Source organism: uncultured Brachyspira sp., from assembly GCF_944390595.1.
Taxonomy (GTDB): Bacteria; Spirochaetota; Brachyspiria; order Brachyspirales; family Brachyspiraceae; genus Brachyspira.
The window spans coordinates 1-11,087 of record NZ_CALXRN010000215.1; the positions used below are offsets into that span (position 1 = coordinate 1).

The window sequence follows — 11,087 nt, forward strand, 5'->3', positions numbered from 1 at the left end:
AATTTCTTTATTTTTGTTTTACCATATTTATATTTCTTACGTATTTCCATTACTTTGTTAATAATCTTTTTATTTTTAACTTTATTAGGACTATTTTTAGGTTTTCTGCTCTTATTTTCTATTATGCCTTTTTCTTCTAATTTATTCTTCCAATAGTAATAACTTCTAATACTAATATTAAATTTGAGAGCCTGAACTTTTTTATTTTTAACTTTATTGATAATCTCTACTATCTTTTTTTTCTGATTTTTATTTTTTTGTTTCATAGGTATTCCTTTTTGTTTATTTGTGCTTATTTAAATTATAAGGAATACCTTCTTTTTTTAAAATAAAAGTGTGCAATATCTATGGCTCTTAAACAATGTAATTTTATTTTTTATAATAAAAAATAAATATGGTATTGATTTTTATCAAAAATAGAATAAGAATTATATAAAAATAAAAAGTTATAGGTATAGAACAATGAAAAAAAAATTTATTAATGATTTTAATAGTTTCAGTATTAGCAATAGGATGTAAGGATAATGTAACAAACCCTATGGAATATATGGTTGAAAGAGGCAGCGATTGGACTAGCAGAGCTAATGTAAGAGCAAATGAAAAAATAGATTTCGGACCTATTTATATAGTTAATAACAAACATGTCTATGTAACTTCTGCTAAAATTATTCAGGTTGATAAAGCTGATTCTGTTACTAATGATATTCCTTCTGTTACTGAGAAAGATGAAAGAGGATATATATGAAGATGACAAGTATTATCTTGCTCCGCGTCCTAATTATGGCAATTATGAAGATATTGAAATTGAAATTGTTTATACAATAATTCATTAAAAAAAATACTATTCTTATTTAGAATTTTTTATGTGTTTTTATTAACTTTGAAACATATTTATAGTGTAAGATTATAATTATTTATTACAATATAGATAATAATACAGAATATATACTAAAAATCGTTTTATATACTACAAATTTATCATTATATATTTAAAAACAATAATAATTATATAAAAAAATTATAAACAAATTAATAAAAAAATTACAAAATATTATACATTTTTTATAAATAATATATATAATATTTCATTATTAAAATAATAATTGTTAGGAATAAATAATAATGACTATATTGGTATACTCTATGCCGTTTTTGCTTTATTTATGCTCAAGCATATTTAGTACGGTTTTAGTTATAAATGCATCTGTATCAGGTGCTAGTCCTTTTTTTGTATCATTGCTTGGGGTTTCTTATGGTATGGGTATGATGCTCACTGCCGGCACTTTCTCACGCATTAAAATACAAAAGAAATATTATACCAACTTAATATATGTTGAAGCAGTACTTCAGCTTATTATTGCCGTTGCTTGTTTGATATTTCTTCCGCCTGAAATGTCTTTATTTTATTCATTTTTATACGGATGCTGTGCTACTATATTTTTTGTATGCTTTCAATCATCATTAGATGTAGTATCAAAAGATTTGCCTGTTACATTAAGCGGGGCTTTATTTATATTTTCTTGGTCTTTGGGTTTTGCTGTTGGTCCTACAGTTACAGGGCTTATATATAAATTTGATTATAAATTAGGTTTTTACTTCGTTATAGTAGTAAGTGTAATAATGTTTATACTATTTTATCTTTCAAGACATTTGAGATTTAAGGCTAACAATAAAAAGATAAAATGGAATATACCTTTCATGCGTGCTCCTAGATATAAAGTGCATATAGGCTGGCTTGTAATATTTGTAGGTGCTATGGTTTTGCATACTTTAAGGTTTATGTTTCTTGATTATGGAATAAAAGTAATAGGTTTTTCTGAGGCGGATTCTTCTTTATTAGTTGGAAGTTTATCAGCTTTTATGGCTGTAGGTTCTTTATCATCTGCTTTTTGTTTGAGATTTTTGGAGAAAAAGAGAGTATTTACTATAGTAGGGCTTCTTACTCCTGCAGCTTTGCTTTTAATAACATTCACTAGGAATTTCTGGTTATTTTTGATAGCATTTATGTTTTTAGGTTTTGTAAGCGGTTTCGGTTATTTCTTTGGGCTTTATTATGCTTTGGCGGATCAGGATAATGCTCCTAGAAATGTTGCTGTTAATGAGGCTTTAACAGGTGTTGCTGCTTTATTCATACCTTTTATAATGGGTTATTTAGCTTCTAATTTCTCATATTTTGTGGGTTTTTTATTTATGATTAGCGTATCTTTAATATGCTACATTATAGCGATATATACTATGTGGCAGAAGAAAAGAAGAGCTTTGCTTAAAGAAAAATTTAACAAGATGATAGATGATATAGACAGTAAATATATAAACAAAACTATTTAATATATTAATTATTATTTTTATATTTATGAATTTAATTAGAAGTATAAATTTTTGACAAAATCATTATTTTATTATAATATTTACAATATATGATAAAAATATGGTTATTATATATGTATGAAAGTAAAAATAAATAATGAAGTTTTAAAATGGGCAAGAGAAAGCGTTAATCTATCAATTGATGAAGTTATTGATAAAATTAAAATGAAAACTTTTACTAAAGATGATTTGGTGAAATTAGAAAATGGTGAACAATTGCCTGATTTAAATCTTGCAAAGAAGTTAGCTAAATTATACGGTATTTCATTTGCCGTTTTATATATGACATCTATCCCAAAAAATATTCAGCCTAAAATTAATGATTTTAGGCAATTAGATAGTAAGCTATCAAGAAATGCTATATTTTTAATGAGAAAATTAATTAATCATCAAGAATGGGTTAAGAATTATTTAATTTCAAATAATTCAAAGGAACTAGATTTTGTTGGTATAATTTCCATAAATACTAAAGTGGAAGATGCTATATTTAAAATTCAGGATGCATTAAATATAAAAGTAAATTTTGATAAAGATAGTAAATATAATTTTGATAATATCAAAGAATTATTAGAAAATAATAATATTTTTGTATCTGTTGGTAATTCTTATAATTTTAATTATCATTCTTTTGTAGAAGTTAAAGAAATTAGAGGATTTGCTATAGCTGATAAAATAGCTCCATTTATATTCGTAAACTCTTCTGATACAGATAATGCCAAGTTATTTACTTTAATTCATGAATTAGTTCATATTTTTATAGGAGAAACAGGAATATCTGACATAGCATTTACTAATATAAATAAACAAAATAAAATAGAGAAATATTGTAATAAGGTGGCTTCTGAATTTTTACTACCTGAAAATATATTTAATGATTATTGGAGTAATTTTATTAGTGAAAATATAGAAGAAAAAATATCTTTTATTTCTTCAAAATTGCCTGTTAGTAAATTGTCTATTCTAGTAAAAGCAAAATATTTTGGATATGTAGAAGAAAATATATTTGATGAATTATTTAATAAATTTTCAAAAGTAAAATTTAAAAATAAAATATTGAGTGGACAGCCAGATCCTTATTATATAAAAAGAAATTTAAATACTAAAAAATTTAGTAATTATGTATTAGATGCTTATTATGATAACAACATTACTTTAAAAGATACTTGTAATTTATTGTCTATTAAGCCATATAAATTAGAAAAATATATTAAAAGGATACAATAAATGAAGTATCATTATTGTTTAGATAGTAATTTTTTTATAGAATCATGGAATGTTTATTATTCCCCTGATGTATTTATTGATTTTTGGGATAAATTAAAAGATATGGCAGAAAATAAAATATGTTATATTACCCAAGAAGTTTTTGAAGAACTAGTATCCGGAGATAATAATAAAGAAGATTTATTAAAAGAATATATAAAAAATAATAAAAAAATATTTGTATATGAATACAATGAAGAAATAGAGATTATATTTATTGGATTAATAGAAGATCCTGATATTGTTAAATTGCTAGATAATAAGAATAATAAAAACGGGGCTGATGTATTGATATTAGCTTATGCTAAATATTTTGATTCAACAGTTGTAACTAGAGATAGTGCTTTAATAAATATTTGTAAAAAATATAACATTAGATATTTACTTCCACATAAGTTTATAAAAGAAAATAATATCAAATTTATAATACAGAAATGATATTCATAATTAACTATCAAAATAAATTATATAAAATGAAAAAATTAAACCTTATATAGTTACTATATTTAATACTATATAACAATAAAAAATCAATGAATAACATATTGAATAAAATCAAAAATATAATATAGTTTTTAATCATTAAAATTAAATATTAGAGGAATTATCATGAAAGTTTTTATTAGTGCGGATATCGAAGGAATTACTACAACTACACAATGGCCTGATACAGATGCAGGAAGTTTAACTTATAAAGAGCATACGCTTCAAATGACTAAAGAAGTTAAAGCAGCATGTGAGGGAGCTATTGATGCAGGAGCAAAAGAAATATTTGTAAAAGATGCCCATGATTCTGCTATGAATATAGATCAAACTGCTTTGCCTGAATGCGTGAAAATACATAGAAGATGGAGCGGAGATCCTTATTCTATGGTAGAAGGTATTGATGAGAGCTTTGATGCTGTAATGTTTATAGGATATCATAATGCTGCTTCTATTGGAAATAATCCGCTTTCACATACTATGAATACTAGAAATGTTTATGTGAAGCTTAATGATGTACTTGCAAGTGAGTTTATGTTTTTTAGTTATGCGGCAGCTTATAGAAAAGTGCCTACTGTGTTTTTATCCGGAGATAAGGGTTTATGTGAAATTGCACAAAATATGCAGCCTAATCATCCTAATTTAATAACACTGCCTGTAAAAGAAGGTATAGGTTATTCTACTATAAATTATTCTCCTAATTTAATGGTTAAAATGATTAAGGAGAAGACTAAAGAGGCATTAAGTCAGGATTTTAAAGGTAAAATATTAAAACTTCCTAATCATTTTAAATTGGAGGTTTGTTATAAGGAACATGGCTATGCTCATAAGGTGTCATTCTATCCAAATGCCAAAAAAATTAATGATACTACAGTAATTTTTGAAAATAATGACTATTATGAGGTATTGATAGCCTTGAAATTTATATTATAAAATTCTATAATATAAGAGTCCGATAACTTATAAAAGCCCCCTTAAAAATTACTATGTTTTTAAGGGGGCTTTTTTATCGTAATCAATTTTTTATAAATGGAAATTATTATGTCAGAAATTTGGGATATTTATGATAGAAATAAAAATAAAACGGGCAGATTTCATAAAAGAGGACTTCCTCTGAATAAAGATGATTATCATATAATTATACATGCTTGGGTAGTTAATAGTAATGATGAGGTTATAATCACTAAAAGACATGAAAGCAAGAGAATATGCCCTAATATGTGGGAATGTACAGAAGGTTCAATACTTGCAGGAGAAAGCAGTGTTGAAGGAGCGGTAAGAGAACTTGAAGAAGAAATAGGTTTATCATTTAAAAAAGAGGAAGCTGTATTTTTAACTTCTTTTGTGCTTGAGGAATCAAATACAATAGTAGATTCTTTTATGTTTAGAAGAGATGTAAAAATAGAAGATTTAGTATTGCAGGAAAATGAAGTAAGCGATGTGCTTATTGTAAATAGAGAAAAATATTTAGAAATGTGTAAAAAAGGAGATATAATTTCTTCTATAAGATATTTTTATGATATTTATGATAAATAAATTAGGAAATAAAATGAAAGTATTAATAATAACAGTAGGTGCTCAAGGAAGCGGAAAAACTTATTCCATAAAACAAGCTAATCTTGAACATTATAGTGTAAGTTCTGACAATTTAAGAATATTATATTCCGGACTTTTCCCAGACGGACATAACGGACTTTCTATATGCGAAAAGGATAATTCATATATTTGGAATAATTTGATATTAAGCATACTAGAAAACAGATTTAAATTAGGACAATTCACAATACTTGACAGTACAGGACTTTTTAATCTTAATAGTATTACAGAACTTGCTAAAAAATACGGATACAGAATAACTGCTGTTTTATTTGATAATTTATCATTAAAAGAATGTATTGAAAATGTGAGAAAAAGAGAAATAGGAAATAATATTTATGAAGAAGTTATAAAAGACTTTTTTATGCGTATGAAAGATTTTAAATTAAGCGGTGCTAATATTTACAGGGCATCTGATTATAACAGCGCAATTGATGCATTACTTGAAGCAAGCAAATGGGATAGTTTTTATTTAAATGAAACAGAGTTTGAGAAGTATGATAATATAAAAGTCATACCTGATTTGCATGGCGAATATGATGTATTTAAAATATTTTTAGAAAAAGAGAATTATTTTCAGGATAAAAAAACAGCTTATATATTTGTAGGCGATTTAATAGACAGAGGAGCAAAATCTAAAGAATTGATTGATTATTTTCTTAATAATGATATACCAAATAATGTTTATTTTACAGAAGGCAATCATGATGTAAGTTTGAATTTCTTTGCCAATGATATAAAAATTACGAATCAGGAATTTTATCAAACAACATACAAAGAAATAAAAAAAGCATTTTCTGTAAATAAGCAATCAGAAAAAGATAATATTGAAGAAAAAATATTAAATGAATTGAATAATTATAAAAAGAAAATAAGAAATTTTTATAAGAAATTCAGACTTTATTATTTTTTCACTTTTAAAGGAAAGAAATTTTTTATTAATCATTCCGGCATAGATAAGATGTATGAGCATATTCCCGCCTCTCTTTTGAATGGCATTGTAACTTACGGATATAAAGAAGATGAAGACGATTATAAATCTTATATAGAAGTTGGAAAACAATTTCAAAAAAATCATCCTGATATTATACAGATATTCGGACATAGAAATGTACTTCAGGATGAATTGGAAGATAATTTATGCAAAATTAATGATAATGCTTATTGTATAGAAAACTCTGTTGAATACGGGGAAGATTTGATTATTCTCAATTTAAAAGATTTATCTATTGAGAGTTATAAGAATAATAAAGAAATAAAAAATTTATTCAATAAAGAAAATGAAGAAAGCGAACTTGTACGTTATAAACATTATGATACAGTTTATTCCACTAATTTTTCAGATAGGGTATTCTATAAAAGATTATGGAATGAACAGACAATAAAGGCTAGGGGATTGTACAGATACAATGGAACAAATGAAATTGCAGTAAGAAGCTATGATAAATTCTTTAATTATGATGAGGTTAAAGAAACAAAATTAAAAAGTTTGCAGAAAAATATAAAGTTTCCTTTAAGTGTATACCAAAAATATAATGGGTATTTATTTTTGGTATTCTTGGATAAAACAAAAGATGAATTAATATTTGCAACTAAAAGCTCAATTAATACTAAAATGACTGCTTGGGCAGAGGAATTATTAACGGATGAAAATAAAAACTTTATAAAAGAATACTGCAGAAAGAATAATACTACATTTGTATTTGAATGCATACATTTAAAAGATTCAGCACATCCTATTGTATATGATAAATCATTTTTAATTTTGCTTGATATAATTTATAATGAAGAGAACTTTAGAAAACTCTCTTATGAGGAATTATCAAGTAAGGAAATAACAGAACAATTTAAAGTGAAAGAAAGAATAGAAATATTTGAAAAGCCTAATGATAATATTTCAAAAGATGATTACGATAAGTATGTAGAAAAAATGCTTCATAAATACGTTGATGATTTTTCAATAGACTATGAAGGCGTAGTATTTGAAGATGATGCCGGATTTATGGTAAAGGTAAAATGTCCTTTTTATATTATTAAAAAAGCATTAAGGGCACAATCAATGCGTTTAAATAGATTAAGCCATTTTTTAAATATTCATTATCCTAATCAATATGTTCATTTTGTAGGTAATAAAATATTTAATAGATATAAAAGAGAAAATAAATTAAAAGAATGGAGAAACCTTACAGCTGATGATGTATTAAAAGTATATAATGAAGTTTTAAATGAGCTTGTAAATTAATTATTTTAGTTTATAAATGTAAATTAGACAAATGGACATAAGTGCAAATTTATTTGCTGATTATAAGCGTATGCGAACTTAACAATAATAAGTATATTAGTAAGCTAAAAATAAAAATTGCGGGTACCAGATATTCGTAAGAATATCTGGGCTTATGAACGAGCAATTTTTATTAGCAATAAAAAGTAAGCTGAAGCCAGCCATAAATTTATTTGTTGATTGTGGTGTAGGGAAACATAACAATAAACAGTGAGCCGAAGCTAGCCCTAAAGGGTACATACGTGCAAATAAATTTATTTATTTGCTGATTATAAGCGTAGGCGAACTTAACAATAATAAGTAATATTAGTAAGCTAAAAATTGCGAGTACCAAATATTCGTAAGAATATCTGGGCTTATGAACGAGCAATTTTTATTAGCAATAAAAAGTAAGCTTAAGTCAGCCATAAATTTATTTGTTGATTGTGGTGTAGGGGAACATAACAATAAACAGTGAGCCGAAGCTAGCAAATAAATTTATTTATTTGCTGATTATAAGCGTAGGCGAACATAATAATAATAGGAGTAAAGAATGAACAAACTAAAAATAGTAGTACTTGACGGATTTATATTAAATCCCGGAGATATATCTTGGGGTGAAATAGAAAGCATATCCGATTTAAAAGTTTATGACAGAGTTGATTATGACAATGTAAAAGACGTTGCTTATGATGCTTGGGGCATATTAAACAGCAAAGTAAAGTTCGATAAAAAATTAATGCAGTCTCTTCCGAACTTAAAATATATAGGAATGCTTGCAACAGGATATAATATGATAGATATTGAAGCTGCAAAAGAATTAGGTATTACGGTTACTAATGTAAGAGGATACGGCCCTCAGTCTGTAGCACAGCTTGTAATGGCTTTTGTATTGTCTTTATCTTTTAGGGTAGTTGATCATAATAATCAAGTTCATAATGGGGATTGGGTAAAATGCAAAGATTATTCATTCAGCAGTTATCCTTTAATTGAACTTGAGAATAAAACTATGGGCATATTCGGTTTCGGAGATATAGGAAGAGAAGTTGCTAAAATGGCTATTGGAATGGGTATGAAGGTGTTAGTTTATTCAAGAAGTAAAAAAGAAGGTTTTGAAAATGCTTCAAGCCTAGAAGAACTTTTTGAGAGATCCGATTTTCTTTCCCTCAATGCTCCGCTTAATAAAGAAACAGAAAACATAGTCAATAAAAACTTGCTTTCAAAAATGAAAAAAACTGCATTTTTAATCAACACTTCGAGGGGAGGTGTTATAGTAGAAAAAGATTTAGCGGATGCTTTAAATAACGGAGTTATAGCAGGTGCTGGTTTAGATGTGCTTTCAAAAGAGCCTCCGACTGCTGATAATCCCCTTCTTACTGCTAAAAACTGCTACATTACTCCTCATTTTGCAGGAAATACTTTCGAGGCTAGGACTAGGCTTATGCATAAAGTTTATGAAAATATAAAGGCTTTTTTAGATGGAAATCCTACAAATGTTTTAACTAAATAAAATTTTTTTTCGTATAAATAAAAGTGCTTGTAATAAAAAACAGGCACTTTTTTTATTTAACGCACGGTTAATATATTCAGTTTATAATTTAATGCTTTTATTAATTTATCTATAATAAAAATAAATTATACGTGCGGGAATAATAGTTAACAATCTAAAAAACACTAGGGCGGGGCAGAAATATCTATTTAAGCATTAAAGAAATTTAAAACAAAAATGACTAATTAGAATTATAAAAAATAATGGGTGGGGTATGTAAATAAATTTTTTAGTACAAATGTATAATTGTATATTAATAATCTGATAGATAATTTCTAATTTTATCTCTTATTAATTTTATCGGTATAATCCATAAAATAAAATTAATAATCTTATCAATTTTTCTCTCTAAGCAATTTCTATCATATTGATTAAACCTATCCATAAAATATATTGGATCTTCTCTAAACCATGAAGTCATAGATAAATATTTCCAACCTTGCAGTAATAAACTATTTTTTTCTTTTGGAGCTGGAATACTATTATGGGATGTTTCAAATATTTTTCCGCATGAAAAATGAGCTATATATACATCGCAACTTTCTTCTTTTAGCCATGATGCCATTGGAACATTATACTTATGATCTAGAAATTTTATTTTATCTTTTTTTATAAAATAACAAAAAATAGCCTCTTCATATAATTTAATATTATTGTTTATACACATCTCAACATAATTATTTATATCTTCCTCTTTCATAGCATTTCTTAATGATTGTAAATTCATACACATAAAACCAGTGCAAAAAGGCATATGAGTTTTTTTGTATTCCATTTTTAGATTTTTAAAATATTTTATATTTTCATTTTCATTTTTTATTTTATTTTTATAGAATTCATCAGGTGATTTAACATTAAAAAATTTATATGCTTCTTTTCTATAATCTTTAATGTCAATATCATAATCAGCAGCAATAATATAATAATCTTCTAAATTTGAATAATATATTTCACTAATGTTTTTTAATACTATTTGATCAACATCTAAAAATATAACCTTATTTAAATGAATTAATAAATGTATAATTTCTAGTTTTAGGTAAATATTATACCCCCAAAATGATTGTATTCCAAATTCTTTAGCCCATTTTTTATATTTCTCAATTCTATTTACATCTGGAGTATAAAAGTCTATATCAAAGTTTTTTATTTCTTTTAATTGAATTAATTTATTTTTATCATTATCTAACATATTATCAGTTATTATATGAAAATGAAACTCATCTTCTTTATTTGAATTAACTAATATAGAAGTTATTAATATTCCTAAATTTATAGCAAATACATGTCCATTTGATACCATACATATATTAATCTTTTCTTTCATAATATTTCCTCACTATAAAGTGCAAAATATATAATCCCTATTAAAGAAAATAGGTAAATGTAAAAAGTCTTTTTCAAGATAAATACTAAAGGTTTAATTTGATTTAACTTACACCACTTGACTTGACTTGACTTGACTTGACTTGACTTGACTTGACTTGACTTGACTTGACTTGAGAATTAAGTCTTAAATTATTAAAGTTATAATTATTCATATTTAGTATTATATTATATTTTTGTTAT

At 25.5% G+C, this 11,087-nt stretch carries 9 protein-coding genes and 1 pseudogene; 8 read left to right on the top strand and 2 right to left on the bottom strand.

All coding sequences use genetic code 11. The features are described 5' to 3' along the window. Positions 1-266: pseudogene (locus tag Q0J90_RS12885) on the bottom strand (hypothetical protein); the annotation flags it as partial. A gap of 215 nt (positions 267-481) precedes the next feature. Between Q0J90_RS12885 and Q0J90_RS12890 the strand changes: the two are divergent. From Q0J90_RS12890 to Q0J90_RS12925, 8 genes are all read left to right on the top strand, one after another. Then, positions 482-745 (top strand): hypothetical protein, encoded by a 264-nt coding sequence (locus Q0J90_RS12890; protein ID WP_297278294.1) that lies wholly within the window; start codon positions 482-484, stop codon positions 743-745. Positions 746-1,122: 377 nt separating this feature from the next. Further along, entirely contained in the window at positions 1,123-2,328 is a 1,206-nt protein-coding gene (locus Q0J90_RS12895) for an MFS transporter (protein WP_297278295.1), read from the top strand. Between the two features lie 117 nt (positions 2,329-2,445). Then, positions 2,446-3,591 carry an XRE family transcriptional regulator gene (locus tag Q0J90_RS12900; protein ID WP_297278296.1) on the top strand — a complete coding sequence of 382 codons (1,146 nt, stop codon included), beginning with the start codon at positions 2,446-2,448 and terminating at the stop codon, positions 3,589-3,591. Then, entirely contained in the window at positions 3,592-4,068 is a 477-nt protein-coding gene (locus tag Q0J90_RS12905; protein WP_297278297.1) for a DUF4411 family protein, read from the top strand. Positions 4,069-4,239: 171 nt separating this feature from the next. Beyond that, positions 4,240-5,046, top strand: a complete 807-nt coding sequence (locus tag Q0J90_RS12910) for a M55 family metallopeptidase (RefSeq protein ID WP_297278298.1) — start codon at positions 4,240-4,242, stop codon at positions 5,044-5,046. 108 nt (positions 5,047-5,154) lie between these two features. Then, positions 5,155-5,649 (top strand): NUDIX domain-containing protein, encoded by a 495-nt coding sequence (locus tag Q0J90_RS12915; RefSeq protein WP_297278299.1) that lies wholly within the window; start codon positions 5,155-5,157, stop codon positions 5,647-5,649. Between the two features lie 13 nt (positions 5,650-5,662). Further along, positions 5,663-7,951, top strand: a complete 2,289-nt coding sequence (locus Q0J90_RS12920; RefSeq protein ID WP_297278300.1) for an RNA ligase — start codon at positions 5,663-5,665, stop codon at positions 7,949-7,951. A 571-nt stretch (positions 7,952-8,522) separates the two neighbouring features. Further along, positions 8,523-9,479, top strand: coding sequence for a D-2-hydroxyacid dehydrogenase (locus Q0J90_RS12925; protein WP_297278301.1), 957 nt, complete (start codon positions 8,523-8,525; stop codon positions 9,477-9,479). Between the two features lie 292 nt (positions 9,480-9,771). Here the strand turns inward: Q0J90_RS12925 and Q0J90_RS12930 are convergent, their stop codons facing one another. Then, a complete protein-coding gene (locus Q0J90_RS12930; RefSeq protein ID WP_297278302.1) occupies positions 9,772-10,845 on the bottom strand; it encodes a glycosyltransferase in 1,074 nt (357 codons plus the stop codon). Between the last annotated feature and the right edge of the window lie 242 nt (positions 10,846-11,087).

What these genes read in the sequence shown, in the direction of transcription:
- Q0J90_RS12890 (WP_297278294.1), top strand. Translation starts at nt 482, where the DNA reads ATGATTTTAATAGTTTCAGTATTAGCAATAGGATGTAAGGATAATGTA.
- Q0J90_RS12895 (WP_297278295.1), top strand. Translation starts at nt 1,123, where the DNA reads ATGACTATATTGGTATACTCTATGCCGTTTTTGCTTTATTTATGCTCA.
- Q0J90_RS12900 (WP_297278296.1), top strand. Translation starts at nt 2,446, where the DNA reads ATGAAAGTAAAAATAAATAATGAAGTTTTAAAATGGGCAAGAGAAAGC.
- Q0J90_RS12905 (WP_297278297.1), top strand. Translation starts at nt 3,592, where the DNA reads ATGAAGTATCATTATTGTTTAGATAGTAATTTTTTTATAGAATCATGG.
- Q0J90_RS12910 (WP_297278298.1), top strand. Translation starts at nt 4,240, where the DNA reads ATGAAAGTTTTTATTAGTGCGGATATCGAAGGAATTACTACAACTACA.
- Q0J90_RS12915 (WP_297278299.1), top strand. Translation starts at nt 5,155, where the DNA reads ATGTCAGAAATTTGGGATATTTATGATAGAAATAAAAATAAAACGGGC.
- Q0J90_RS12920 (WP_297278300.1), top strand. Translation starts at nt 5,663, where the DNA reads ATGAAAGTATTAATAATAACAGTAGGTGCTCAAGGAAGCGGAAAAACT.
- Q0J90_RS12925 (WP_297278301.1), top strand. Translation starts at nt 8,523, where the DNA reads ATGAACAAACTAAAAATAGTAGTACTTGACGGATTTATATTAAATCCC.
- Q0J90_RS12930 (WP_297278302.1), bottom strand. Translation starts at nt 10,845, where the DNA reads ATGAAAGAAAAGATTAATATATGTATGGTATCAAATGGACATGTATTT.